Origin of the sequence: Klebsiella sp. CN_Kp066 (assembly GCF_040065135.1) — a bacterium.
Lineage (GTDB): Bacteria > Pseudomonadota > Gammaproteobacteria > Enterobacterales > Enterobacteriaceae > Klebsiella > Klebsiella oxytoca.
This window is the reverse complement of record NZ_JBEAIU010000002.1, coordinates 62873-89188: the sequence shown is the minus strand read 5'-3', so window position 1 is coordinate 89188 and position 26316 is coordinate 62873. Positions and strand designations below refer to the sequence as shown.

The 26316-nt window shown below is 56.8% G+C and carries 20 protein-coding genes; 13 read left to right on the top strand and 7 right to left on the bottom strand.

Annotated features, from left to right (window positions below):
- Positions 1-11: 11 nt before the first annotated feature.
- Both dhaR and ABLV75_RS01380 read right to left on the bottom strand, forming a co-directional pair.
- Positions 12-1931: a dihydroxyacetone kinase operon transcriptional regulator DhaR gene (gene dhaR, locus ABLV75_RS01385; RefSeq protein WP_172956580.1), complete on the bottom strand. Its 1920-nt coding sequence runs from the start codon at positions 1929-1931 to the stop codon at positions 12-14.
- A 98-nt stretch (positions 1932-2029) separates the two neighbouring features.
- Positions 2030-3127 carry a glycerol dehydrogenase gene (locus ABLV75_RS01380; RefSeq protein WP_004115678.1) on the bottom strand — a complete coding sequence of 366 codons (1098 nt, stop codon included), beginning with the start codon at positions 3125-3127 and terminating at the stop codon, positions 2030-2032.
- Between the two features lie 595 nt (positions 3128-3722).
- On the opposite strand from ABLV75_RS01380, the gene dhaK reads away from it, so the two are divergent.
- From dhaK to ABLV75_RS01360, 4 genes are all read left to right on the top strand, one after another.
- A complete protein-coding gene (gene dhaK / locus ABLV75_RS01375; protein ID WP_017145397.1) occupies positions 3723-4793 on the top strand; it encodes a dihydroxyacetone kinase subunit DhaK in 1071 nt (356 codons plus the stop codon).
- Between the two features lie 10 nt (positions 4794-4803).
- Positions 4804-5436, top strand: coding sequence for a dihydroxyacetone kinase subunit DhaL (dhaL, locus tag ABLV75_RS01370; protein WP_004115682.1), 633 nt, complete (start codon positions 4804-4806; stop codon positions 5434-5436).
- Between the two features lie 10 nt (positions 5437-5446).
- Positions 5447-6868, top strand: a complete 1422-nt coding sequence (gene dhaM, locus ABLV75_RS01365; protein WP_017145396.1) for a dihydroxyacetone kinase phosphoryl donor subunit DhaM — start codon at positions 5447-5449, stop codon at positions 6866-6868.
- A 67-nt stretch (positions 6869-6935) separates the two neighbouring features.
- Entirely contained in the window at positions 6936-8585 is a 1650-nt protein-coding gene (locus ABLV75_RS01360; protein WP_123830004.1) for a glycerone kinase, read from the top strand.
- A 163-nt stretch (positions 8586-8748) separates the two neighbouring features.
- Here the strand turns inward: ABLV75_RS01360 and ABLV75_RS01355 are convergent, their stop codons facing one another.
- Complete coding sequence (locus tag ABLV75_RS01355; protein WP_348854876.1) at positions 8749-9522, bottom strand: siderophore-interacting protein; 774 nt, start codon at positions 9520-9522, stop codon at positions 8749-8751.
- A 239-nt stretch (positions 9523-9761) separates the two neighbouring features.
- Here ABLV75_RS01355 and ABLV75_RS01350 point away from each other — a divergent pair, with 239 nt between their 5' ends.
- Together ABLV75_RS01350 and ygjG are read left to right on the top strand one after the other, a co-directional pair.
- A complete protein-coding gene (locus tag ABLV75_RS01350; RefSeq protein WP_004105928.1) occupies positions 9762-10307 on the top strand; it encodes a PadR family transcriptional regulator in 546 nt (181 codons plus the stop codon).
- 240 nt (positions 10308-10547) lie between these two features.
- Positions 10548-11927, top strand: coding sequence for a putrescine aminotransferase (gene ygjG / locus ABLV75_RS01345; RefSeq protein ID WP_049591526.1), 1380 nt, complete (start codon positions 10548-10550; stop codon positions 11925-11927).
- Between the two features lie 36 nt (positions 11928-11963).
- Here ygjG and ABLV75_RS01340 read toward each other — a convergent pair whose 3' ends face one another.
- Entirely contained in the window at positions 11964-12296 is a 333-nt protein-coding gene (locus ABLV75_RS01340; protein WP_004105930.1) for a tRNA-binding protein, read from the bottom strand.
- 218 nt (positions 12297-12514) lie between these two features.
- On the opposite strand from ABLV75_RS01340, the gene ebgR reads away from it, so the two are divergent.
- The 7 genes from ebgR to ygjK all read left to right on the top strand — a co-directional run bounded on the left by ebgR (position 12515) and on the right by ygjK (position 23995).
- On the top strand, positions 12515-13498 hold the full coding sequence (gene ebgR, locus ABLV75_RS01335; protein WP_004105931.1) for a transcriptional regulator EbgR: 984 nt from the start codon (positions 12515-12517) through the stop codon (positions 13496-13498).
- A 296-nt stretch (positions 13499-13794) separates the two neighbouring features.
- Positions 13795-16887 (top strand): beta-galactosidase subunit alpha, encoded by a 3093-nt coding sequence (gene ebgA / locus ABLV75_RS01330; protein WP_163530718.1) that lies wholly within the window; start codon positions 13795-13797, stop codon positions 16885-16887.
- Positions 16884-17333, top strand: coding sequence for a beta-galactosidase subunit beta (locus tag ABLV75_RS01325; protein WP_004105933.1), 450 nt, complete (start codon positions 16884-16886; stop codon positions 17331-17333). The genes ebgA and ABLV75_RS01325 overlap by 4 nt, the downstream gene beginning before the upstream one ends.
- A gap of 93 nt (positions 17334-17426) precedes the next feature.
- Positions 17427-18860, top strand: a complete 1434-nt coding sequence (locus ABLV75_RS01320; protein WP_265777028.1) for an amino acid permease — start codon at positions 17427-17429, stop codon at positions 18858-18860.
- A gap of 228 nt (positions 18861-19088) precedes the next feature.
- A complete protein-coding gene (locus ABLV75_RS01315) occupies positions 19089-20522 on the top strand; it encodes an amino acid permease (RefSeq protein WP_348854875.1) in 1434 nt (477 codons plus the stop codon).
- 45 nt (positions 20523-20567) lie between these two features.
- On the top strand, positions 20568-21626 hold the full coding sequence (gene ygjJ, locus ABLV75_RS01310; RefSeq protein ID WP_265782871.1) for a protein YgjJ: 1059 nt from the start codon (positions 20568-20570) through the stop codon (positions 21624-21626).
- Between the two features lie 17 nt (positions 21627-21643).
- Positions 21644-23995, top strand: a complete 2352-nt coding sequence (ygjK, locus tag ABLV75_RS01305) for an alpha-glucosidase (protein WP_163524785.1) — start codon at positions 21644-21646, stop codon at positions 23993-23995.
- Positions 23996-24103: 108 nt separating this feature from the next.
- Here the strand turns inward: ygjK and lsrG are convergent, their stop codons facing one another.
- The 3 genes from lsrG to lsrB are packed head-to-tail and all read right to left on the bottom strand — an operon-like array spanning position 24104 to position 26309.
- Entirely contained in the window at positions 24104-24400 is a 297-nt protein-coding gene (lsrG, locus tag ABLV75_RS01300) for a (4S)-4-hydroxy-5-phosphonooxypentane-2,3-dione isomerase (RefSeq protein ID WP_004105938.1), read from the bottom strand.
- The gene (gene lsrF / locus ABLV75_RS01295) at positions 24397-25284 is read right to left on the bottom strand and encodes a 3-hydroxy-5-phosphonooxypentane-2,4-dione thiolase (protein ID WP_004105939.1); all 888 of its coding nucleotides are present in this window, start codon (positions 25282-25284) and stop codon (positions 24397-24399) included. The genes lsrG and lsrF overlap by 4 nt, the downstream gene beginning before the upstream one ends.
- An 11-nt stretch (positions 25285-25295) precedes the next feature.
- On the bottom strand, positions 25296-26309 hold the full coding sequence (gene lsrB / locus ABLV75_RS01290; RefSeq protein ID WP_004105940.1) for an autoinducer 2 ABC transporter substrate-binding protein LsrB: 1014 nt from the start codon (positions 26307-26309) through the stop codon (positions 25296-25298).
- Between the last annotated feature and the right edge of the window lie 7 nt (positions 26310-26316).

Below are 26316 nucleotides of genomic sequence, written 5' to 3'. Positions count from 1 at the left end.
TGGGTGCCCGGTTACTCCTGATTTTTATGCTTAAACTGGCCGGCATCGATATCGTACTGTTTCATTTTTCGCCACAGCGTGGTGCGGCCAATATTCAGCAGCTGCGCCATCTCTTGTACCCGCCCGCTGGTCACGCGGGCGGCATGGATGATGGCCTCTTTTTCAATGGCGCTGAAGGTCAGGCTGGCGGGCAGCAGCGAGGAACCCGCGTCGGCGCCTGGCCGCTCGGCAAAGAGATATTCCGGCAGATTACTCAAACGGATATGGCCGTTCTCGCTGCTAATGGCGATATTTTCAATCACGCTGTTCAGCTCAAAATCATTACCCGGCCAGGAGTAGGCCACCAGCTGCGCCAGCGCATCGTCATCCATCTTCAACCGCGAGGAAAAACGCTTCTCCAGACTCTTAAGACGATTTTGGACCAGCGAAGGAATACTGTTACGCCGCGCCCGCAGCGGCGGAATAACGATTTCAAAAGAGTGCAGCGCGTAGTAAAGCTGGCGACTAAATCGGTTTTGTTCCACCAGGTTGGCAAGATCGACGGTAGTGGTGGCGATGACTTTAACGTCCACCGGGATCAAACGCCGGGCATCCAGACGGGTTAATACCCCCTGCTTGATCACCTGCAACAGCGCGGACTGCAGCTCCGGCGCCAGATATTCGATTTTTTCCAGAAACAGCGTCCCGCCGTTGGCCAGCTCGAGACGGCTAAGACGCCCGTTTTCCTCGTCCGTCGGCGCGCTGCCCATAAAATCCTGCCCAAGGACGCTGTCGGCATACAGCTGGCAGTTAACCGCGATATACGGTCCGCCACCCCGCTCGCTCTCATTGTGAATCGCCTGGCTGAGCAGCTCTTTACCCACCCCTTCCTCACCGCACAGCAGCACTGGAAAAGCGCCGCGCGCCGCCTGACGGCCAAAGTGAATTAACCGCCGGGTTTCAGGATCGTCAGCCGACATCTGCTCAAAGGTATGGCTCACTTTGCCAAGCTGGCTGGTCATCAGCTGACGCATCTGCTCGACCGGATGCAGCAGCAAGATGAAACTGTTGCCCTGCTCTTCGACGATCGGCTTGAGCGTGATGACGGCATCAACGAACTGATGCTGGCTCTCGAAGGTGACTTCCACATGGTTCAGCCCGCGCGCGTGCTTGATCGCCCGGCGCAACAGAGCCGGCAGCGTCACCAGTTCATTGATGTTTTTCCCCTGGCTGGCCTGGGCATCAAGGTGTAGCAACGTCGCGGCCTGCACGTTCAGAAACTGCAAAATACCCTGCTCATTCCACGCCATCACCCCGTCATCCATGCTCTCCAGCAGACCGTACATCTGGTTAAGGTGGCGATTCGACTCGGCCAGCAGGCTATCGGTGAGCAGCGAGTTGCCCACTTCCCTGGCGATAGCCAGGGTCAGGGAGAGGTCCGGCGAAGCCTGTTCTTCCATCAGGCAGCACAAAGAAATGGAACCGAACAGGCGCCCATGGTTATCAAACACCGGCGTAGAGCTAAACGACCATCCGTGCAGCGCATGTTTAAAATGCTGCTCGCCCGTCGTTTTGACCGGCTGCCCGAGCATGGAGGCCAGCGAGAGCGCGCAGCTGCCGATGATGCTTTCCGCGCAGTAGCTACCGTCACGAAACCCCAGCGCCGCCAGCTGGTCAAGGGTCTGCGGATCGCCGCAGCGGCTGAGAATACAGGCGGACTCATCAAGGATAAACAATGCGCAGGGGCGGTTATCCATATACTCCCAGGCATCTTCCAGCGCCGCCTGGCCAATCGTTAGCAGCGCGGTCTTACGCCGACAAATTGATTCGAAGGTCAGCCCCTGCGCCTGATGCGGCGTCTGCCAGGTTTCCCGCTGCATAAACTTACTGCAACGATGCCACGACTGGGTTATCACCAGGGGAAAGCTCTGAGTCTGCGCAGTCATATCCATTTCCGCTGTTACTTAAACGACAACCCCTCCGGCGGTAACCGCCAGAGGGGGATAAAACGCCCCTTCTCATTAACGAGGCGGGACAGGACGACGCTAAATTAACGCGCCAGCCACTGCTGTCCAAGCAGGTCGGCGGTCAGAATTGCCGCATGCACGCTCTGCGCGCTGACCGGGAACGGCATGTTATGGATGGTTTCGCCTTCCGCACAGGTCGCTTTTGCTACCGCCTGAATTTTCTCGTCGATGCCCTCTTTAACGCCCATTTGCGCCAGCGTGACCGGCAGGCCGACGGTATGGCAGAAGTTCAGCACCGTTTCGATCTCTTCCATCGGGCTATTTTGCAGCACCAGCTGCGCCAGGGTACCAAACGCGACTTTCTCGCCATGGTACAGGTGGTGGCACTCTTCGAGGATGGTGAAACCATTGTGAATGGCGTGCGCGGCGGCCAAGCCGCTGCTTTCAAAGCCGATTCCGCTAAGGTAGGTATTCGCTTCAACGATGCGTTCCAGCGCATCGGTCACCACTCCGGCCTGAGCGGCGAGGCGGGCCTTTTCGCCTTCCGCCAGCAGCGTATCATAGCACAGGCGCGCCAGGCTCAGCGCCGCCGCCGTCGACTGGCCGCCGGCCATGCTGGTGGCTCTGGCGTCATAGCAGGCCCTGGCTTCAAACCAGGTTGAAAGCGCATCGCCCATCCCGGCCACCAGCAGGCGTACCGGGGCTTTAGCGATAATCGTCGTATCCATCACCACCATGTCCGGATTTTTCGGGTAAATAAGATACTCTTCAAATTCACCGGCTTCGGTATAAATAACCGACAACGCGCTGGTTGGCGCATCGGTGGAGGCAATCGTCGGGATCACCACCACCGGCAGCTTCTGGTAATAGCCTATCGCTTTCGCCGTATCGAGCGTCTTGCCGCCGCCGATGCCCACCACGCCGCGGCAGCCGTGCTGCTTCAGAATGGCGATCAGGCGATTGATCTCAACGTGGCTGCACTCGCCGTTGAAGCGCTCCGCATGGCAGCTGATATTGTGGCTATGCAAACCGTTCAACACTTTCTCACCCGCCAGCTTCATCACGAAGTCATCGGCAATCACGAAAAAGCTGTCCGCCAGGTTTTTAGCGTATTCGCCAAACAGCGTGGATGCATCCGGTCCCTGGAGATATTTGGCTGGAGATTGAATAACTTTTAGCATTCCGTTCACCCTCAAATAAGTGCATGTTTTGACACGATGTGCCCCGGTATTTCCCCGTCCGGCCTGGTATTAAAAGCGGGAACAAAAGCGCTACCTGAGCGATGTCATCACTGTAGGGCGAGCCGCGGGCAAAAAAATGTTTCCCCTTTTTGTCCCGATATGAAACAGGGTGCACATTTTATCGTTTCATATTGAAACATGAATTCATATGAAACGACGGGATTGCGATCTCGATCCGCTCGTTGAGCGCAAAACAAGCGGAAAAAGTGGATGAAGTACGGCGTTTTTCGCCGCTACTGGCGCCTGGAGAGGTAAAATTTTTTCTCCCCCCGCGTCTGGCAAGTATGTGAAGTGAGATGAAATAGTCGCCCTGGCTCGCATTTTTCGATTTCTCCCGGCAAAAGCGTTTCATAACGGAACAAAATTCACCGTGCGCGTTTCGTAATGAAACTCATTTTATGGCGATTTTTTTTCCCGTTAACTCAGCCAGAATCAATACATCGCCCGATATCGCATATCGACAGGCGATACCCCTACACGATGACCGCTTCCGTCAGCAGAGAGGCCGCATCGAAACTCCGATGGAGAATAAACAATGAAAAAACTGATTAACCGTGTCGAAGATGTCCTGAGTGAACAACTGGCGGGCCTGGCAAAAGCGCACCCTGAACTAACGCTGCATCATGATCCGGTCTACGTCACCCGCGCCGATGCACCGGTGGCCGGGAAAGTAGCGCTGCTTTCCGGCGGCGGCAGCGGTCATGAGCCGATGCACTGCGGATATATTGGCCTGGGCATGCTTTCCGGGGCCTGTCCGGGGGAAATTTTCACCTCCCCAACGCCGGATAAAATGTTTGAGTGCGCCATGAACATCGACGGCGGCGAAGGCGTGCTGCTGATTATTAAAAACTACACTGGCGATATTCTTAACTTTGAAACCGCCACCGAGCTGCTACACGAAAGCGGCATCAAGGTCACCACCGTGGTAGTCGATGACGATGTGGCGGTAAAAGACAGCCTCTATACCGCCGGACGGCGCGGCGTGGCCAATACCGTGCTGATTGAAAAACTGGTGGGCGCGGCCGCCGAGCGCGGCGACTCGCTGGCAGCATGCGCTGAACTGGGGCGCAAGCTTAACAACCTCGGCCACTCTATCGGCATCGCGCTGGGCGCCTGCACCGTTCCGGCCGCCGGCCAGCCCTCATTCGAACTGCAGGACGATGAGATGGAGTTCGGCGTCGGCATTCACGGCGAACCGGGCATCGACCGCCGCCGCTTCACCTCCCTCGATCGCACCGTTGACGAAATGTTCGATACTCTGCTGGAAAACGGCGCCTATAGCCGCACGCTGCGCCACTGGGACAACGTGAAGGGCGCGTGGCAGGAGATAACGCAGACCAAGCAGGCGCTGCAAAAAGGCGATCGGGTTATCGCGCTGGTCAACAACCTCGGCGCCACGCCGCTGTCCGAACTCTACGGCGTCTATAACCGTCTGACGCAGCGCTGCGAGGAAACCGGCATCGCGATCGAGCGCAATCTTATCGGCAGCTACTGTACCTCTCTGGATATGGTCGGTTTTTCCATCACCCTGTTAAAAGCCGATGACGAGACGCTGGCATTATGGGACGCCCCGGTTCACACCCCGGCGCTGAACTGGGGAAAATAAGGAGCACGACATGTCATTAAGCAGAACGCAAATCGTAGACTGGCTCTATCGCTGCGGCGATATCTTCACCAAAGAGAGCGATTTTTTGACCGGTCTGGACCGGGAGATCGGCGATGCCGACCACGGCCTGAATATGCATCGTGGGTTTAGCAAGGTGGTGGAAAAGCTGCCTTCGATTGCCGATAAAGACATTGGTTTCATTCTTAAAAATACCGGCATGACGCTGCTGTCCAACGTCGGTGGGGCCAGCGGCCCGCTGTTCGGCACCTTCTTTATCCGCGCCGCTCAGGTGACCCAGGCCCATCAGAGTCTGACCCTGGACGAGCTTTATCAAGCCATCCGCGAAGGCGCGGAAGGCGTGGTGAATCGCGGCAAAGCCGAGCCGGGCGATAAAACCATGTGCGACGTCTGGCTGCCGGTAGTGGAATCGCTGCGCCAGTCCAGCGAACAGCACCTGTCGATCCAAAGCGCTCTTGATGCTGCCTGCGAACAGGCGCAAGCCGCCGTCCAGGCCACCATCGCCATGCAGGCTCGCAAAGGGCGGGCCAGCTACCTGGGCGAACGCAGCATCGGGCACCAGGATCCGGGCGCGACCTCGGTAATGTTGATGGTTCAGATGCTGGCCGCAGCGGCCAAAGAGTAAGGAAAACGCGATGGTAAACCTGGTGATTGTTTCGCATAGCGCTCGTCTGGGCGAAGGTGTCGGAGAACTGGCCCGGCAGATGTTAATGAACGATGGCTGTAAGCTGGCGATCGCCGCCGGAATTGACGATCCCACCAGCCCGATCGGCACCGATCCCATTAAGGTTATGGAAGCCATCGAGTCCGTAGCCGACGCCGATCATATCCTGGTGATGATGGATATTGGCAGCGCCCTGCTGAGCGCCGAAACCGCGCTGGATCTCCTCGATCCGGCTATTGCGGCGAAGGTTCGCCTGTGCGCGGCGCCGCTGGTGGAAGGAACGCTGGCGGCGACGGTGAGCGCCGCCGCCGGGGCCTGCATCGACAAGGTCATCGAAGATGCCATGAACGCGCTGGAGGCAAAACGCGTACAGCTGGGATTGCCATCGCAACCGCAACACGCGGCGTTGACCGCCGCGCCGATCGACGACCGCGATGCGCGCTCGGTTTCCGTGGTGATTCAAAACCACAACGGCCTGCATGTTCGCCCGGCGTCAAAGCTGGTCGCCGCGCTGGCGGGATTCAACGCCGACCTGGTGCTGGAGAAAGGAGGTAAGTGCGTCACGCCCGACAGCCTCAACCAAATCGCCCTGCTTCAGGTGCGCCGTAACGATACCTTAAGACTGCTTGCTCGCGGGCCGGATGCCGATGCCGCGCTGGCAGCGTTCCAGGCGCTGGCGGCGGAGAATTTCGGCGAGCAAACCGAGGCGGCGTCTGCGACTCAGCCCGCCTGCGCCAATCGCGTACAGGGTAAGGTCGTACTCTATTCCCAGCCGCAGGAGAAGGTCTCACGGGAAAAAGGCGTCGCCATCGGTCAGCAGCAGCTGCGGCTAAAACGGGCCATCGATCGGACGCTGGAAGAGCTTAGCGCGCTGACGACCCTGGCGGAGGCGAAGTTTTCCGCCGACATCGCGGCCATCTTCTCCGGGCATCATACCCTGCTCGATGACCCTGATTTATACGCCGCCGCCTGCGATAGGGTGCGCGACGAGCAATGCAGCGCGGAGTGGGCGTGGCATCAGGTGCTGAACGATTTAAGCCAACAATATCGTCATCTCGACGATCCTTACCTACAGGCGCGCTATATTGATATTGAAGATATTTTGCACCGCACGCTGCGTCACCTTAACGGGAGCAACGAAGTACTACCGCAGTTTGACGGCCCCTCGATCCTCGTGGCCGACGATATTTTTCCTTCTACCGTCCTGCAGCTCGATGCGGATCGGGTGAAGGGGATCTGTCTGCAGGCCGGCAGTGAACTCTCTCACGGCGCCATTATCGCCCGTCAGGCGGGTATCGCGATGCTTTGCCAGCAGAGCGATGTCCTGACCACGCTACAAAAGGGGGAGACCGTCATCCTTGATATTCCCGGCAAGCGCGTGATTCGCGCCTAGCCTGCTCTAACCTTCTCGCCCCGGAGGCTGTCCCCTCCGGGAACTCGCTTAACTTTCAGGATCCGTTATGTCTCAATTCTTTTTTAATCAGCGCGCCAACCTCGTCAATGAAGTGATTGAAGGAACCATTATCGCCAGCCCGTGGAATAACCTGGCGCAGCTGGAAAGCGATCCCGCCATTCGCGTGGTGGTGCGTCGCGATCTCGACAAAAACAACGTGGCGGTGATCTCCGGCGGCGGTTCCGGTCACGAACCGGCCCACGCGGGCTTTGTCGGTAAAGGCATGCTGACCGCCGCCGTCTGCGGCGATCTTTTTGCCTCGCCGAGCGTCGATGCGGTGCTGACCGCCATCCAGGCCGTGACCGGCGATGCCGGTTGCCTGCTGATCGTCAAGAACTACACCGGCGATCGTCTGAACTTCGGCCTCGCCGCGGAGAAAGCGCGCCGCATGGGCTATAACGTCGAAATGCTGATCGTTGGCGATGATATTTCGCTGCCGGATAACAAACACCCGCGCGGTATTGCCGGGACGATTCTGGTGCATAAAGTGGCCGGCTACTTCGCCGAACGCGGCCACAATCTGGCGACCGTGCTGCGCGAGGCGCAGTATGCCGCCAGACACACCTTCAGCCTCGGTCTGGCCCTTTCCAGCTGTCACCTGCCGCAGGATGCGGAAACGACTCCGCGCCATCATCCGGATCAGGCCGAACTGGGGATGGGGATCCACGGCGAACCGGGCGCTTCGGTTATCGCCACGCAGAACAGTGCGGAAATCGTTACGCTGATGGTAGAGAAGCTCAGCGCCGCCCTGCCGGAAACCGGCCGCCTGGCGGTGATGATCAATAATCTCGGCGGCGTATCGATTGCCGAAATGGCAATTTTGACCCGCGAGCTGGCCAATACCCCGCTGCATCAGCGAATTGACTGGCTGATAGGCCCGGCGTCGCTGGTCACCGCGCTGGATATGAAAGGCTTTTCCCTCACCGCCATCGTGCTGGAAGAGAGCATTGAGAAAGCGCTGCTCTCCGCGGTCGAAACCGCCGGCTGGCAGACGCCAGTGCAGCCGCGCGCAATCAGCGTGATGCCCTCGTCGCTGCGCAGTACGCGGGTGGAGTTTACGCCCTCGGAGAATAGCGAGGTTGCAGGCTACGTAGAGCGGGTGACCGGTACGCTATCCGATCTGGAAGCGGACCTCAATGCGCTGGATGCGAAGGTTGGCGACGGCGATACTGGCTCCACCTTTGCCGCTGGCGCACGCGATATCGCCGACTTACTTCAGCGCCGTCAGCTGCCGCTGGCTAACCTCGCCACGCTGTTCGCCCTGATTGGCGAGCGTCTGACGGTTGTGATGGGCGGTTCCAGCGGCGTGCTGATGTCGATTTTCTTTACCGCCGCCGGGCAGAAGCTGGAACAGGGGGCAAGCGTCGCCGAAGCGCTAAACGCCGGTCTGGCACAGATGAAGTTTTACGGCGGTGCCGACGAAGGCGACCGAACCATGATTGACGCCCTGCAACCGGCGCTGGCGGCGCTGCTGGCCGAACCGGAAAATCTGCAGGCCGCTTTCGCGGCGGCGCAGGCGGGCGCGGATCGTACGCTTCACGCCAGCAAAGCAGGTGCAGGACGCGCATCGTACCTGAACAGCGATAGTCTGCGCGGCAATATGGACCCCGGAGCCCACGCGGTGGCCATGGTGTTTAAAGCGCTGGCGCAGAAATAGTCTCTCTGGCACCGCCCCTGCTCCCGGGGGCGGCGCTTAACGCGCCTTGCCCGGGCTACAGGTTCACCGCCGTCTGCGGGCCGGTCGCCCCATGGTTCACCGCCGTCTGCAGGTCTGGTAGCCCGGGTCAGGCGCCAGCCGCAACCCGGGTTTTCTCCCGCTCTTACTTGCTGTGCCAGTAGGCCTGCGAACGCACCAGCTGCGGGTCAATCTCCGGACCTTCAAAACGCGCCAGCAGTGATTTCACCACCGCGCCTTCCCCGGTCACCCAGATAAAATAATCTTCGGTTGGAACCACAACCTGCGCCAGACGCTCGGCCACGGCAGAGGAGTGATGTCCCACCACCCACTCGATATGAAAACCATCGAGATCGTCCAGGTAATCTTGATAAGACTCATCGCCAATGGTGACGATCGCCGTGACCTGCGGGCGCGTCGGAAGCTGCCGCAATCCCAGCAGACGGCGGCGCAGCGCGGGCATACCTGACTCATCAGTCACATACAGCTGCCAGGCGTAATCTTCCGGCACCACCAGCGAACCGCGCGGGCCGCCGATGACCAGCTTATCGCCCGGCTTCGCCGCCAGCGCCCAGCTGCTGGCTATACCGCCATCGTGAATAAAGAAGTCGTACGCCAGCTCATGACGGTCGGCGTCGTAAAGCGGCGTATAATCGCGGGTCGCCGGACGTACGCCTTCGCCCCAGTTAATGCCTTCATCCGTCACCTCCGGCGGCGTAAACGCAGCACCCGCAGTGGGGAAAAAAAGCTTGGTATGGTCGTCGAAACCCTGGGAGACAAAGCCTTCCAGCGCCTCTCCGCCCAGCACGATACGCTGGAATGCGCTGCCGATACGCTCGACGCGCAATACGGTTAACTCACGGAAACGCAGCTCATTACGCACGCGCTGCGGGTATTTAGGATGCCTGCTCGTTGTCATCTTTCATCGCCTTGGTGAACGGAATAGATATATCTAAAAATATTGCAAATGATAATGATTGCCATTAAAAAAGAATGCAAGCACTTTTTGATATAGCCATAGTAAAACGCCACAAAAGTCAAAAAATAGAATTAAATCTCTAATTATCAACCATATAAAAAATAAATCTGCCACAAGGTTGCGAATTGAGTTTTTTTAGATATAAATTAGATATATCAAAAAACTCAAAGGAAAAAATTATGAGAGATCATCACGAAGAAGGCCGTGGGCCACGCGGACGCCACGGCGAACATGGTGAACACGGTCGCAGAGGCGGCGGACGCCGGCAGCGCTTCTTTGGCCATGGCGAGCTGCGCCTGGTCATTCTGGACATCCTCACCCGTAATGCCAGCCACGGTTACGAACTGATTAAAGAGATCGAAACCATGACCCAGGGCAACTACAGTCCCAGCCCCGGCGTCATCTACCCGACGCTCGATTTACTCCAGGATCAGGGATTAATCAGCGTGGCTGACGAAAACGGTCGCAAAAAAATCGCCATCACCGCCGAAGGCAGCCAGCTGCACGCGGAAAACCAGCAGCCGCTGGAGCAGATTCAGGCCAGACTGCAGGCGCGAATGGTGGGTTGTGAGCTACGTAAAAACCCGCAGATGAAGCGCGCGCTGGAGAATTTTAAGGCGGTACTGGATTTAAAAGTTAACCAGCAGGAAATAACCGAAGCGCAGCTAAAGCAGATTGTCGGCGTGATTGACCGCGCGGCGATGGAGATCTCCCAGCTCGACTAATCCTTTGCCTCATTATCGGGCAGCCTGCACCGCCGCGAAGCACGCGGCGGTAACCCTTCAGCGCATCGTTTTACGCCTTCAGGAGTAAAACATGCCAATAATTTCACGATAAGATTAAATTTTGCTCAATTGCGATTTCACGTTGCGTTTATCCCGATTTTCCGGGCCCGCGCCGAAGTGGCGTAATCCCTGCAATACTTAATTCAGTATCATGTGATACGCCCCGCCCAGGAGCATATTTTGAACAGGTTACCTTCAAGCGCATCGGCTCTGGCCTGCAGCGCACACGCACTGAATCTTATTGAGAAGCGAACGCTCGATCATGAAGAGATGAAATCACTTAACCAGGAGGTCAGGGAATACTTTAAAGAGCATGTGAATCCGGGGTTTTTAGCGTATCGAAAATCGGTCACTGCTGGCGGGGATTACGGAGCCGTAGAGTGGCAAGCGGGAGGATTAAATACGCTTGTCGACACTCAGGGACAGGAGTTTATTGACTGCCTGGGTGGGTTTGGGATTTTTAATGTAGGGCACCGTAATCCAGTTGTCGTTTCCGCCGTCGAAAATCAGCTCGCTAAACAACCCCTTCATAGTCAGGAACTGCTGGACCCGCTGCGGGCCATGCTGGCTAAAACCCTGGCGGCCTTAACGCCGGGCAAACTGAAATACAGCTTCTTTAGCAACAGCGGTACCGAGTCGGTCGAAGCGGCGTTAAAGCTGGCGAAGGCCTACCAGTCTCCGCGCGGCAAGTTTACCTTCGTCGCCACCAGCGGCGCGTTTCACGGTAAGTCGCTGGGCGCGCTTTCAGCCACTGCGAAATCCACTTTCCGTAAGCCCTTTATGCCCCTGCTGCCGGGATTCCGTCATGTACCTTTTGGCGATATCAATGCGATGCGCACGCTGCTGAGCGAGTGCCAAAAGACCGGCGATGACGTCGCGGCGGTGATCCTTGAGCCTATTCAGGGCGAAGGCGGGGTGATTCTGCCGCCGCCGGGCTATCTGCCCGCGGTACGCAAGCTGTGCGACGAGTTTGGCGCGCTGCTGATCCTCGATGAAGTCCAAACCGGCATGGGGCGCACCGGCAAGATGTTCGCCTGCGAGCACGAAAACGTTCAGCCGGATATTCTGTGCCTTGCCAAAGCGCTGGGTGGCGGCGTCATGCCCATTGGCGCCACGGTCGCCACCGAAGAGGTGTTCTCGGTACTGTTCAATAACCCGTTCCTGCATACCACCACGTTTGGCGGCAACCCGCTGGCCTGCGCGGCGGCGCTGGCGACCATTAACGTACTGCTGACGCAAAACCTGCCCGCGCAGGCGGAGCAGAAAGGCGATATGCTGCTGGACGGCTTCCGTCAGCTGGCCCGCGAATATCCGGATCTGGTGAATGACGTGCGCGGCAAAGGTATGCTGATGGCGATTGAGTTTATTGATAACGAAATCGGCTATGACTTTGCCAGCGAAATGTTTCGCCAGCGCGTGCTGGTGGCCGGAACGCTCAACAACGCAAGAACGATTCGCGTTGAGCCGCCGCTGACGCTGACCCCTGAGCAGTGTGAACAGGTGCTAAAAGCGGCCCGCCTGGCGCTGGCGGCGCTGCGGGTTTCGGTGGAAGAGGCGTAATGGCTTGCCCTCTCCCGCTCCGGGAGAGGGCGTTTGCTATACGACGCGCACGCCCGCAGGCATCGCTCTTTCCGGCGTAAGCAGTACGCTTTCGCCGCCATCGTCGGTTTCGGCGCATAACAGCATGCACTCCGACGTTTCACCGCGCATTTTGGCTTTCGCCAGATTGCACAGGACCACGACCGTTTTTCCCAGCAACTCTTCTTCTCGGTAATAGGGCACCAGGCTGGTCACCGTCTGCAAGGTGCGCTCGCCAACGTCAATCCGCGCGATATAGAGCTTATCGGCATTCTCATGTCGTTTTACAGCTACAATTTTTCCCGTACGCATTTCCAGTCTGGCAAAATCATCATAAAGCACCGTTTCCATCTTGCCCCCTCAGGTAAAAATTTAGTAAAAGATAACAAAAGTCGGCGAGGTTTCCGCATAATAGTGTAAGGAATGTTAGATCCATCACTTTTTAGTTCGCTATAAACTTCCCGATGCGGATGAATAATACGGGGGAAATTTACTGAAAAGAGATGCAGCGGCCTGCGCTTGCTTTACAATGGTTTGCGTCGATGGGGCAACGTCAGATAAGGAAAACAATGGCCACACTAAAAGATATCGCGACCGAAGCAGGCGTTTCACTGGCGACGGTTTCCCGGGTATTAAACGACGACCCCACTCTGAACGTGAAAGAAGAGACAAAGCACCGCATTCTTGAGGTAGCGGAAAAGCTGGAATATAAAAGCACCAGCTCGCGTAAGACTCAGGTTCATACCGTCGGCCACCATCATATTCTGGCTATCTACAGCTACCAGCAGGATCTGGAAATCAACGATCCTTACTATCTGGCGATCCGCCACGGTATCGAAACACAGTGCGAAAAGCTCGGTATCGAGCTGACCAACTGCTACTTTAACAACGCGCTACCCGAGCTGAAAAAAGTGACCGGCGTTCTGATTGTCGGCCAGCCTTCACGGGCGATTCGCGATGCAGCCACGGCGTTAACCGACAACGTCTGCTTTATTGATTTCCATGAGCCAGGCAGCAGCTACGACGCCGTCGATATCGATCTGGTGCGTATCGCCAAAGAAGTTATCGACTTTTTTATTGCCCAGGGCGCGCGGCGCATCGGCTTTATTGGTGGCCAGGATGAGCCGGGTAAAGCCGACATTCGCGAAGTGGCCTTCGTCGAATATGGCCGCCTGAAGGGGGTGGTTTCGGAAGAAGATATCTGGCGCGGCGGGTTTTCCAGCTCCTCCGGCTATGAGCTGGCAAAAACGATGCTGGCCAGGGCGGATTTCCCCACCGCGCTGTTCGTCGCGTCAGACTCTATCGCCATCGGCGTGCTGCGGGCTATTCATGAACGCGGCCTCGCGATCCCGGAAGATATCTCGCTCATTAGCGTTAACGATATCCCCACCGCGCGTTTTACTTTTCCGCCGCTCTCCACGGTGCGCATTCATTCAGAAATGATGGGCAGCCAGGGCGTTAATCTGCTGGTTGAAAAAGCCCGCGATGGCCGTGCGCTGCCGCTAAACGTCTTTGTCCCCAGCGTGCTGAAGCTGCGCGGCACCACCCGCTAATCCCCCGTTCTGACGCTAAATCCTCTGCGCCTGTCTCCCGGGGGCGGCGCTTATCGCGCCTTGCCCGGGCTACGGGTTCACCGCCGTCTGCCAAACAGTAGCCCGGACAGGCGCAGCGCGCCGCCTCCGGGATTTTCCTCCATCCCCCATCCTCTGCACCTTTTCCCCATCCTGACCGCTGGCGGCCAACCCGCTCATTTTGTGATCGAGTTAAAGTAAATCACTCCTGGTGGTTTAATTTAGTAAAACTTTTACTAAAATACTTTCTATCCGTTTAGTCCGTTCAGGGAGGCGATATGAATCGCTGGGAAAATCTTCAACTCACTCATGAAAACCGGCTGCCTCCGCGCGCCTATTTCTTCTCTTACGATTCGCAGGCCCAGGCGCGAACCTTCGCCCGTGAAACCAGCAGCCGCTTTTTGTCCCTTAGCGGACAGTGGAAATTCTGCTTCTTTAACAACCCGCTGCGGGTGCCGGAAGCGTTCACCTCGCAATACATGAGCGACTGGGGGCCGATTACCGTACCGGGAATGTGGCAGATGGAAGGACACGGCCAGCTACAGTATACCGACGAAGGCTTTCCCTTCCCGATTGACGTTCCCTACGTGCCGACCGACAACCCTACCGGCGCCTATCAGCGCATCTTTACCCTCAGCGAGGGCTGGCAGGACCAGCAGACTCTGATTAAATTTGATGGCGTTGAGACCTATTTTGAAATTTACGTTAACGGTCAGTACATCGGTTTCAGCAAAGGCAGCCGCCTGACGGCGGAGTTTGATATTAGTCACGCGGTAAAAACCGGCGACAACCTGCTTTGCGTGCGCGTCATGCAGTGGGCGGACTCCACCTATATAGAAGATCAGGATATGTGGTGGTCGGCGGGTATCTTCCGTGACGTGTATCTGGTGGGCAAAAACCCGCTTCACGTCCAGGACTTCACTCTGCGCACCGATTTTAACGATGACTACGTCGACGCCACCCTCTCCTGCCAGCTGGTGCTGGAAAATCTCGCCGCGCAGCCGGGCGCAGCCACACTGGAATACGCGCTGTTCGACGGCGAAAAGGCGCTGTATGAAGGCGTAACGCCGCGCCTGAGCATCAGCCAGCAGCTGAACGTCAACTTTGCGATCGACGTGAAGGCGCCGCAGCAGTGGTCGGCGGAAAATCCTTATCTCTATCACCTGGTGATGACGCTGAAAAACGCCGCCGGAGAGATTATCGAAGTTATCCCGCAGCGCGTCGGTTTTCGCGATATCAAAGTGCGCAACGGCCTGTTCTACATCAATAACCGCTACGTGATGCTGCACGGCGTTAACCGCCACGACAACGACCATCTGAAGGGGCGTGCCGTAGGGATGGACCGCGTTGAGAAAGATCTGCTGCTGATGAAGCAGCACAATATCAACTCGGTACGCACCGCCCACTACCCCAATGACCCGCGTTTCTATGAGATGTGCGACATTTACGGTCTGTTCGTGATGGCGGAAACCGATGTCGAATCCCACGGCTTCGCCAACGTCGGCAATCTGAGCGCCATCACCGATGATCCGGCATGGGAGCATATATACGTCGAACGAATCGTGCGCCACATTCACGCGCAGAAAAACCATCCGTCGATCATTATCTGGTCGCTGGGTAACGAGTCCGGCTACGGCTGCAACATTCGGGCGATGTATCACGCCGCTAAAGCGATCGACGATACCCGTCTGGTGCATTACGAAGAGGATCGCGACGCGGAGGTGGTGGATATCATCTCCACCATGTATACCCGCGTGCCGCTGATGAATGAATTCGGGGAATATCCGCATGCCAAGCCGCGAATTATCTGCGAATACGCCCATGCCATGGGCAACGGTCCCGGCGGGCTGAGCGAATACCAGAACGTGTTCTATCAACACGACAGTATTCAGGGCCACTACGTCTGGGAGTGGTGCGATCACGGGATTCAGGCCACCGATGACAGCGGCGCGGTTTGGTACAAATTCGGCGGCGACTACGGGGACTATCCTAATAACTACAACTTCTGTCTTGACGGTCTGATTTTCTCCGACCAGACGCCTGGGCCCGGCCTCAGAGAGTACAAACAGGTTATCGCCCCGGTAAAAGTTCAGGCGACCGACATCGCCCGCGGCGAACTGCGCATCGATAATAAGCTCTGGTTCTCGACGTTGGATGACTACACCCTGCGCGTGGAAGTTCGCGCCGAAGGGGCTACGCTTGCCAGCCAGCAGCTTAAGGTGCGCGATCTTGCGCCAAACAGCGGCCGCGATATCACCATTGACCTGCCGGAGCTGGACGATCGCGAAACCTTCCTCAACATCCTGGTGACCAAAGACTCGCGCACGCCGTATAGCGAGGCCAACCATCCGATCGCCGTTTACCAGTTCCAGCTAAAAGAACAGACGGCAACGAAATCGCCGCTGATGAATGCCAGCGCAACCCCGCTACAGATAGTTGATGAACGACTGAGCTACAGCATCACCGGGCATAACTTCCGCGTAGTCTTCTCTAAAGTCAGCGGCAAACTGAGCGAATGGCAGGTGAACGGCGTAGACCAGGTGACCCGTGAGCCGAAGATTAACTTCTTCAAGCCGATGATTGATAACCACAAGCAGGAATATGAGGGGCTGTGGCAGCCCAGTCACCTGCAAATTATGCAGGAGCATCTGCGTGAATTCAGCGCCGAACAGCGTGGAGACACGGTGATTATCACCACCCGTAGCATTATCGCGCCGCCGGTTTTCGATTTTGGCATGCGTTGTACCTATCGCTGGCAGATTACCCCGCAGGGCCATATTAACGTTGAGCTTGCGGGGGAACGTTATGGCGACTATCCGCATATCGTGCCGTGCATCGGTTTTATGCTGGGCATTAACGGTCAGTTTGAACAGGTGAATTACTACGGTCGCGGTCCCGGTGAAAACTACGCCGACAGCCAGCAGAGCAACATCATTGATGTCTGGCGCACCACCGTGGACGACATGTTCGTGAACTACCCGTTCCCGCAGAACAACGGCAACCGCCAGCACGTCCGCTGGGCCGCGTTTACCGACCGTCACGGCAGCGGCCTGATGGTGGTCCCGCGCGATCCGCTCAACATCAGCGCCTGGCACTATACGGCGGAGAATCTGCACGCCGCGCAGCACTGTAACGAACTGCGTCGCAGCGATGACATCACCCTGAATATCGACGCCCAACTGCTCGGCCTGGGCTCTAACTCCTGGGGGAGCGAGGTGCTGGATAGCTGGCGGGTGTGGCTCAAACCGTTCAACTATGGCTTTACGCTGCTGCCGCTGGAAGGCGGGAGCGCTTCCTCGCAGACGCTGGCGAATCATAGCTTTGGCGCCGGTTTCTTTTCCTCCGATTCATACAGCGAGGCTGAAAAATGAGAATTCTCGATAATTTAGAACAATTTAAGCAAATTTATCACAGTGGACGTAAATGGCAGCGCTGCGTAGAAGCTATCAATAATGTCGATAATATCCGGCCTGGAGTTGCCCATTCGATAGGCGATTCGCTCTCCTATCGCGTGGCAAGCGACAGCACCACGGATGCGCTGTTCGTTGGCAACCGCCGCTATTTCGAGGTGCATTACTACCTCCAGGGTCAGCAAAAAATTGAGTTTGCCGCTAAAGAGCAGCTGCAGACCGTCGCCTGCTATCGCGATGAAACTGACCGTGAATATTTGAAAGGCATTGGTGAAACCGTGCAGGTCCATGAAGGACAAATGGTGATTTGCGATACCCACGAAGCTTATCGCTTTATCTGCGACTCGCCGGTCAAAAAGGTGGTGCTCAGAGTGACTATCGAAGACGGCTACTTCCTGAATAAGTAAGCCCGCGTTACGCAAGATGAGGCCAGCGGATCGACTCGTTGGCCTTCCCGGTCCCAGCCCTCAATGCGGGCCAGATCATTTTCCGGAGGACTTATGTCCGAATCAGTTCGTGCCAAAATAGGGAAGTTCGCCCTACTGTCGATGGCGTTTGCCGCCGTATTTAACGTACGAAATATCGTTAATAATAACATCGAGTTAGGGCTCAGTTCCGCCCCTATCTTTCTGTTTGCCACGGTGGTCTATTTTATTCCGTTTGTCTTTATCATCGCCGAATTCGTGTCAGCGAATAAAAATTCCGAATCAGGTATGTACGCCTGGCTGAAGCAGCCTTTAGGTACCCGCGCGGCCTATCTCGGCTCGTTCCTGTACTGGTTTGTGAACCTGTTCTTTTTCCTGTCGCTGCTGCCGAACGTGGTGGCCTACGCCTCGTACGCCATTATGGGTTACGCCATTCCCTTCTCGCCGATGGTCACTTCGCTGATCTCTATCGTTCTGTTCGCCATGGCCACCCACATTTCCACCAAAGGCGCGACCTGGCTGGGGAAAATCTCCGAATGCGTGGCTTATGGCGTCTTCGCGCTCTTTGCGATTTACGTGGTCGGTGCTATTACCGCGCTGGGCGCGGGCCATGTCCCCGCGCAGCCGATTACGCTGCACGCCATGGCGCCTACCATCAACTGGGCGACGCTGGGGATTATGTGCTGGATCTTCCAGGCGGCTGGCGGGGCTGAAACCGTTGCCGCATATCTGAACGATACTAAAGGCGGGCAGAAATCGTTTATTAAAGTCATCATCACCGCCGGGATCCTGATTGGCGGCATGTATGCGCTGGGTTCTCTGCTGGTCAACGTCTTTGTGGCACGGGAAGACCTGACCTATGCAGCCGGTATGGTGGAAATTTTCACCGGTCTCGGCGCTTATTTCCATATTTCCGAAGCGCTGATGGGCCGCTTCGTCGGCATCATTCTGTTTATCGCCATTTTCGGCAGCATGATGATGTGGACCGCCGCACCGGTAAAAATTCACTTCTCGGAAATTCCTGCCGGCATCTATGGCAAAAAAACCACCGAGCTGAACGTCCACGGCGTGCCGGTGCGCGCCGCCTGGTGGCAATTTGCCTTCGTCTTTCTGATGCTCATCGTGAATGGTTTCGGCTCCGCCAGCGTTCAGCAAATGATGAACACCGCCATCAACCTGACCGCCGGGACCGCAATGCTACCGCCGCTGTTTATCATGGCCGCCTACTTTGTTTTCCGCTGGAAACATGACGACACGCCGCGCGACTTCCGCATGGGTTCAAGAAAAGTTGGGATGGCCGTGGTGTCGATGCTTATCGTTATTTTCCTGGTCAGCATGACCGCCTCCGCTTTCCCGCCAGGAGTCGACCTGGTGAACGCCTTCTTCATTAACGTCTTTATGACCGCAGTCTTCTCCGGACTCGCATGGTGGTGGATAACCCGCTTTGAGAAAAAACAGCGCAAGAACCAACAACCAGGCCTGAAATCAGCGGCAAATACGGTGAAATAAGCCACCGTTGCTCCCGCCAGCGGTATATCCCCTGGCGGGATTTTTTTACCCGCAAGCCATGATCTGTCGCCCAACCATTTTCGTGATCGAGTTAAAGCAATTCATTTTTACCGCTTTTATTTACTAAATATTTTACTAAAATTAACCACAATACTTAACTGCCTCTACCCTACAAACAACACAATCCCCTTCGGCCATTCTCTGAAGGACAATGTGTGGAGATGTGTTATGTCTGATATCAAACGTAATACCATCGGCAAATTTGGCCTGCTGTCGCTAACCTTCGCCGCCGTCTTCAGTTTTAATAACGTGATCAATAACAATATTGAGCTGGGACTGGCGTCGGCGCCGATGTTCTTCCTTGCAACCCTGCTCTACTTTGTTCCTTTCTGTCTGATCATCGCGGAATTCGTTTCGCTGAATAAAAACTCCGAAGCGGGCGTTTATGCCTGGGTGAAAAGCTCGCTAGGGGGGCGCTGGGCCTTTATTACCGCCTATACCTACTGGTTCGTGAATCTGTTCTTTTTTACCTCGCTGCTGCCGAGGGTAATCGCTTATGCCTCCTACGCTTTCCTCGGCTACGAGTACATTCTGACTCCGGTCGCCACCACGATGTTGAGCATGGCGCTGTTCGCCCTGTCGACCTGGGTTTCCACCAACGGCGCAAAAATGCTGGGTCCAATCACCTCGGTCACTTCATCGTTAATGCTGCTGCTGACGCTCTCCTACATTCTGCTTTCCGGCGGCGCGCTGGTGGGCGGTATTCAACCAGCGGATCTGATTACCGTGGATGCAATGATCCCGAACTTTAACTGGGCGTTCCTCGGCATCACCACCTGGATCTTTATGGCGGCCGGCGGGGCCGAGTCCGTCGCGGTGTACGTCAATGACGTGAAAGGCGGATCGAAATCATTTGTTAAGGTCATTATCCTCGCCGGGATCGTGATTGGCGTGCTGTACTCCATTTCCTCGGTACTGATAAACGTGTTTATCAGCAGTAAAGAGCTGAAATTTACCGGCGGATCGGTACAGGTCTTCCACGGCATGGCGGTATGGTTTGGCCTGCCCGAAATCGTGGTCAACCGTTTTGTCGGCCTGGTCTCCTTTACCGCCATGTTTGGTTCGTTATTAATGTGGACCGCGACGCCGGTCAAAATCTTTTTCTCCGAAATCCCGCCCGGAATATTTGGTAAAAAAACCGTTGAGCTCAATCAAAACGGCGTACCGGCGCGCGCGGCGTGGATCCAGTTCCTGATTGTGATTCCGCTAATGATAATTCCGATGATGGGCTCAAGTACCGTGCAGGATTTAATGAATACCATCATCAATATGACCGCCGCCGCCTCGATGCTGCCGCCGCTGTTTATCATGCTGGCGTACCTTAATCTGCGCCGCAAGCTCGATCATCTGCCGCGCGATTTTAAAATGGGTTCACGCACCACCGGTATTACGGTGGTCTCCATGCTGATTGTTATTTTCGCTATCGGCTTCGTCGCCTCAACCTTTCCCACCGGCGGCAATATTCTGACGATTATTTTCTATAACGTCGGCGGAATCGTTATCTTCCTCGGATTTGCATGGTGGAAATACAGCAAATACGTGAAAGGTTTAACTCGGGAAGAAAAAAGAATTGAAGCAGCGCCAGCCTCTGACGCGTCTTAATCTATTTTTCTTAAATAAAAAACCACAATACCTCTAAATAAAATGATGAAAAAGAACAGGCCTATTTACTGGGCGCTTGCCGCCCTGGCTTTTTGCACACCGGCTATTGCCGTCGATGTGGCGCATCCGGCGGAACATGATGACATGAAAACGCCAGAACTTAATGCCACCTCATACCGTTTTTACGGTGAATTGGGGGTTGGCGGATATATGGATCTAGAAGGTGAGGACAAGCATAAATATAGTGATGGCACCTATATTGAAGGCGGACTGGAAATAAAGCACGGCAACTGGTTTGGTTTAATTTATGGCGAAGGCTGGACGGTTCAGGCCGATCGTCAGGGAAATGCCTGGGTAGCGGACCATGGCTGGGGCGGATTTGAAGGTGGAATAAACCGCTTCTACGGCGGATATAAAACCGAGAGCAGCACCGAGATTATGCTCAGCCTGCGCCAGGATTCATCGCTCGACGATCTGCAGTGGTGGGGCGATTTCACGCCCGACCTCGGCTACGTGATCCCCAATACGCGCGATATCATGTACGCGCTCAAGGTGCAGAACCTGGCGGGAGATTTTCGCTACAGCGTGACCGCGACCCCCTCCGGGCACCACGATGAAGGCAAAGCGTGGCTCCATTTCGGCAAATACGACCGCTACGACGATAAATATACCTACCCGGCGATGGTCAACGGCTACATCCAGTACGATCTCGCGAACGAGGTGACCTGGATGAATGGGCTTGAGGTGACGGATGGGACCGGCCAGCTATTTTTGACCGGTATTCTCACCCCCAACCTTGCCGCCCGCGCCTGGCATCATACCGGGCGCGCCAGGGGAAAAGACGTGCCGGGAACGGAGACCGGCTTTATGGCCAGCGCTATGTATGAAGCGCTCAAGGGCGTGTATCTCTCTACCGCCTATAGCTACGCCAAACACCGCCCGGATCGCGCCGCCGAGGAAACCACCTCGTTTATGCAGTTCGGCATCTGGTACGAATACGGCGGCGGACGTTTTGCCACCGCTGCGGACAGCCGCTTCTACATGAAAAATGCCTCCGGCAACCCGAGCGATCAGGTTTTCCTGATGCAATATTTCTATTGGTAAAAAGGGATATCAATACCGTGAAGATTACCACTACTCTTACGCCGCTGGCCTGCGCCCTACTGCTAAGCTTTTCCGCCCACGCGCTGACCGCGGATGACTTTAAAAATGTTATCAACCGCAGCGGCGCGCCGCAGGCGATGCAGGATTTTGATAACGATGACCACCAGCGCTTCAACCCGTTTTTCGATTTGGGCGCATGGCATGGGCATCTGCTGCCTGATGGTCCGGCCACCATGGGCGGATTTCCCGGACCCGCGCTGCTCACTGAGGAGTACATCAACTTTATGGCGACCAATTTCGATCGCCTGACGGTATACCAGAACGGCAAAAAAGTCGCCTTCACCCTGCAGGCCTGGAGCCTGCCCGGCGCGCTGGTGCAAAAGCTCTCCGCTGCCGGGGTACAGATCGAGATGACCCTACGCTTTGCCAGCGCGCACACCTCTTTACTGGAGACTAAAATCACCAGTAGCAGCCCGCTTAAGCTGGTCTGGGACGGCGAGTTGCTGGAGAAACTCTCCGCCAAAGAGGGGAAACCGCAGTCAACGCAAACCATCGACCAGGCTTTCCCGGACTATCAGCGCCGCCTGAGCGCGACCCACGACGGCCTGACCGTCAGCTTCGGCAAAGTCCGCTCCGCATCGGATTTAATGACCTCCGGCGAATCGCAGTATCAGATCCATCGCTCCCTGCCGACGGTCACCCAAATCGACGGCCATCGATTCACCAGCAGCGCGCAAATCAACGGCTCGACCACGCTCTATACCACCTACTCGCACCTGCTGAACGCCGAGCAGGTTCGGCTCGAGAAAGCGCAAATCCGCGATATTCTTGCGCGACCGGTACACTATCTGCGCGCTTCCGAGGCGCGCTGGAACGGCTATCTGCAAAAGGGGCTGACCAATCCTGATGCTACGGCGCAGCAAACCCGGGTGGCGGTAAAAGCGATCGAAACCCTTAACGGTAACTGGCGCGCGCCGGGCGGCGCCGTTAAGCACAACACCGTCACGCCATCGGTAACCGGGCGCTGGTTCTCAGGCAACCAGACCTGGCCGTGGGATACCTGGAAGCAAGCCTACGCCATGGCCCACTTCAACCCGGAGATCGCGAAAGAGAACATCCGTGCCGTCTTCTCCTGGCAGATTGCCGCCGACGATAAAGTGCGGCCGCAGGATGCCGGGTTCATTCCGGATCTGATCGCCTGGAACCTGAGCCCGGAACGCGGCGGCGACGGCAGCAACTGGAACGAGCGAAATACCAAACCGAGCCTGGCGGCCTGGTCGGTGATGGAAGTCTATAACGTTACGAAAGATAAAGCCTGGCTGGCGGAGATGTATCCGAAGCTAGTGGCCTACCATGACTGGTGGCTGCGCAACCGCGACCACAACGGCAACGGCGTGCCGGAGTACGGCGCGACCCGCGATAAAGCGCACAACACCGCCGATGGCGCGATGCTGTTTACCGTGAAAAAGGGCGATAAAGAACGGACGCTTTCCGGCCTGAAAACCTACGAGCAGGTGACGGCGAAAGGCGATTACGACAGCCTGGAGATCCCGGCGCAGGTGGCCGCCTCCTGGGAGTCGGGGCGCGACGACGCGGCGGTTTTCGGCTTTATCGATAAAGATCAGTTGGATAAGTACATCGCTGGCGGCGGCAAGCGTAGCGACTGGACTGTGAAATTTGCTGAAAACCGGGATAAAAGCGGCAATCTGCTCGGCTATTCGCTGCTGCAGGAGTCGGTCGATCAGGCCAGCTACATGTACAGCGACAACCACTATCTGGCGGAGATGGCGGCCCTTCTCGGCAAGCCGGAGGAGGCAAAACGCTACCGGGCGCTGGCGAAAAAGCTCGCCGACTATATCAACACCTGCATGTTCGACCCGCAGAGCAAATTCTATTACGACATTCGCATTGAAGCGCAGCCGCTGGCAAACGGCTGCGCCGGTAGGCCGATCGTCGAGCGCGGCAAAGGCCCGGAGGGCTGGTCGCCGCTGTTCAACGGCGCGGCCACTCAGGCGCATGCCGATGACGTCATTTCGGTGATGCTGGACGCCAAAGAGTTCAACACGTTCGTACCGCTGGGTACCGCCGCATTAACGAATCCGGCGTTTGGCGCGGATATTTACTGGCGCGGCCGCGTGTGGGTGGACCAGTTCTGGTTCGGCCTGAAGGGGATGGAGCGCTACGGCCACCGCGAAGAGGCGCTGCAGCTGGCGGACGCCTTCTTCAGGCACGCCCGGGGGCTCACCTCCGATGGCCCGATTCAGGAGAACTACAATCCGCTCACCGGCGCTCAGCAGGGCGCGCCGAACTTCTCCTGGAGCGCGGCGCATCTGTACATGCTGTATAACGAGTTTTTCCGTAAACCATAGGCTAGTGCCCTTACCCTAACCCTCTCCCACAGGGAGAGGGAACGGTCCGGCTCCCGATTTAACAGACGGCTCCTCTTTTCCCCCTCTTTCCGTGGGAGAGGACTCGTCTTACACCTCCGGCAGCAGGCCGATAAAGCTGCGTTTCTGCCGCGGCTGCGACATCAGCGCCTCCAGCTTCTCTACGCAGGCCAGATAGTGCGGGGTTTTCTTGTGCGCCAACACCGCTTCATCATCTTTATAGGCTTCATAAATAAAAAAGCGCGTCTTCACCTCCGGGTCCTGCAGGACATCAAAGCGAAGATTGCCCGGCTCCTGCAGCGCCCCTTCGTGGTTGGCGCGGAATACCTCAAGAAACTCGTCGACCCGTTCCGGTTTGATATTGATTTCTACCAGCGTTACGTTCATTGCAGCTCTCCCTGTTTTTCCTCCTGCCAGAACTGATACGCCTCGCGGGCGCTCAGGTTCTCATGTACCACTTTTTTCACCGCCTTCAGCATCGCGCGCGGCGCGCTGGACTGGAAGATATTCCGTCCCATATCGACGCCGGATGCGCCCTGGTCAATCGCCCGCCAGCACATCTCGAGCGCCTCCTGCTCCGGCAGCTTTTTGCCCCCGGCGATGACGATCGGCACCGGGCAGCTGGCGGTCACTTTCTCAAAGCCTTCCTCAACAAAGTAGGTTTTTACAAACTGCGCCCCCATTTCAGCGGCAATGCGGCTGGCCAGCGAGAAGTAGCGGGCGTCGCGGGCCATCTCTTTACCCACCCCGGTTACCGCCAGCACCGGCATACCGTAGCGGTTGCCGGCGTCCACCAGCTTGATGATGTTGTTGATGGACTGATGCTCATGTTCGCTGCCGATATAGACCTGCGCCGCCACCGCGCAGACGTTCAGGCGCAGCGCATCTTCCATCGCCACCGCCACGCACTCGTTGGAAAGTTCGCTGAGGATCGAGTTGCCGCCGGAAGCGCGCAGCACCACCGGTTTGTTGGTCGCGGCCGGCACCTGACTGCGCAGTACGCCGCGGGTGCACATCAGCACGTCGGTCTCCTCGAACAGCGGCGCGATAGAGAGATCGATACGCTCCAGACCGGTAGTCGGCCCCTGAAAATAGCCGTGATCGAAAGCCAGCATCACCGTGCGATTGCTCTGCGGATTAAAGATACGCGCCAGCCGCGACTGCATCCCCCACTCCAGCGACCCACAGCCCTTCAGCGTATAGAGCGTGTTCTGCTGCGGACGGTCTAAGCCGAAGTTTTTTCCCTCTTTGATATCGTCTAAATCAGCCATCTCATCCTCCATCAGAAATCGTAGTTATTGATATTCTCTTTGGTGAACACCACCCGCTCCGGCAGCAGCACGATGCCGTTGCCTTTCGCTTCATACTGATAACCCTGCACGCTGTTGGGCTCGACTTTCAGGGTGCCGAGATCTTTCACATCAACGCTGTCGCCGACGTTAAGATCGCCCTTTTTCAGCAGACGATCGGCGACGTTAACCGCGATCTTGCCTTGCTGTACCACGTCCCACAGGCCGAAGGCTTTTACCGTGCCGCGCTCTACATAGGGGCGCATCACGTTCGGGGTACTGAAGCCGACAATCGCCACGCCCTGGCGCTTAAGGTTCTCTGCCGCCTGGGCGGCGGCCGGAAGCGCGTTGGCGTCCGGGGCGATAATGGCGTCGAGATCCGGGTACGCTTTTAAGATCCCCTCGGCAGTTTGCAGCGATTTGGTGGCGTCGTTATAGCCAAACTGCGTGGTCACCACTTCCCACTGCGGATGCGCTTTTTCAATTTTGGCTTTCGCCTCTTTTACCCACTGGTTCTGATCGGTCACCGTTGGGCTGGAGTAGAAAAACGCCACCTTGGCGGTGGGTTTCGTCACCTGTTTTTCCGCCATCTCCACCAGCAGGCCGCCAAGCTGCTGCGGCGTCCCCTGGTTGATATAGATGCTGCGGCACTCTGGTTTGGTATCGGAGTCCCAGGTCAGAACCTTGACCCCGCGCTGCATCGCCCGCTTCAGCGCCGGGCACAGGCCGTCCGGTGATACGGCGGAGACGATAATCGCGTTGTAGCCCTGGTTGACGAAGTTGTTGATCAGCTGCACCTGGCCGGAGACACTCGGTTCGGTCGGGCCGTCATAGGTGACGTCCACGCCGAGCGCTTTGCCCGCCTCTTTCGCGCCGTTACCGCCGCTGGTAAAGAAGCCGACGCCGACCAGCTTAGGAATAAAGGCGATGCGGTCCGCCGCCTGAGCGGTTGCCACGCTTAACGCCAGCGCCAGGGCGCTCGTTTGCAGGATTCGTTTGGTTTTCATCGTATGT

Bases quoted from the DNA above. Each gene is read 5' to 3' on its own strand.
- dhaR (WP_172956580.1), bottom strand. From the start codon at position 1,931: ATGGATATGACTGCGCAGACTCAGAGCTTTCCCCTGGTGATAACCCAG.
- ABLV75_RS01380 (WP_004115678.1), bottom strand. From the start codon at position 3,127: ATGCTAAAAGTTATTCAATCTCCAGCCAAATATCTCCAGGGACCGGAT.
- dhaK (WP_017145397.1), top strand. From the start codon at position 3,723: ATGAAAAAACTGATTAACCGTGTCGAAGATGTCCTGAGTGAACAACTG.
- dhaL (WP_004115682.1), top strand. From the start codon at position 4,804: ATGTCATTAAGCAGAACGCAAATCGTAGACTGGCTCTATCGCTGCGGC.
- dhaM (WP_017145396.1), top strand. From the start codon at position 5,447: ATGGTAAACCTGGTGATTGTTTCGCATAGCGCTCGTCTGGGCGAAGGT.
- ABLV75_RS01360 (WP_123830004.1), top strand. From the start codon at position 6,936: ATGTCTCAATTCTTTTTTAATCAGCGCGCCAACCTCGTCAATGAAGTG.
- ABLV75_RS01355 (WP_348854876.1), bottom strand. From the start codon at position 9,522: ATGACAACGAGCAGGCATCCTAAATACCCGCAGCGCGTGCGTAATGAG.
- ABLV75_RS01350 (WP_004105928.1), top strand. From the start codon at position 9,762: ATGAGAGATCATCACGAAGAAGGCCGTGGGCCACGCGGACGCCACGGC.
- ABLV75_RS01340 (WP_004105930.1), bottom strand. From the start codon at position 12,296: ATGGAAACGGTGCTTTATGATGATTTTGCCAGACTGGAAATGCGTACG.
- ebgR (WP_004105931.1), top strand. From the start codon at position 12,515: ATGGCCACACTAAAAGATATCGCGACCGAAGCAGGCGTTTCACTGGCG.
- ebgA (WP_163530718.1), top strand. From the start codon at position 13,795: ATGAATCGCTGGGAAAATCTTCAACTCACTCATGAAAACCGGCTGCCT.
- ABLV75_RS01325 (WP_004105933.1), top strand. From the start codon at position 16,884: ATGAGAATTCTCGATAATTTAGAACAATTTAAGCAAATTTATCACAGT.
- ABLV75_RS01320 (WP_265777028.1), top strand. From the start codon at position 17,427: ATGTCCGAATCAGTTCGTGCCAAAATAGGGAAGTTCGCCCTACTGTCG.
- ABLV75_RS01315 (WP_348854875.1), top strand. From the start codon at position 19,089: ATGTCTGATATCAAACGTAATACCATCGGCAAATTTGGCCTGCTGTCG.
- ygjJ (WP_265782871.1), top strand. From the start codon at position 20,568: ATGAAAAAGAACAGGCCTATTTACTGGGCGCTTGCCGCCCTGGCTTTT.
- lsrG (WP_004105938.1), bottom strand. From the start codon at position 24,400: ATGAACGTAACGCTGGTAGAAATCAATATCAAACCGGAACGGGTCGAC.
- lsrF (WP_004105939.1), bottom strand. From the start codon at position 25,284: ATGGCTGATTTAGACGATATCAAAGAGGGAAAAAACTTCGGCTTAGAC.
- lsrB (WP_004105940.1), bottom strand. From the start codon at position 26,309: ATGAAAACCAAACGAATCCTGCAAACGAGCGCCCTGGCGCTGGCGTTA.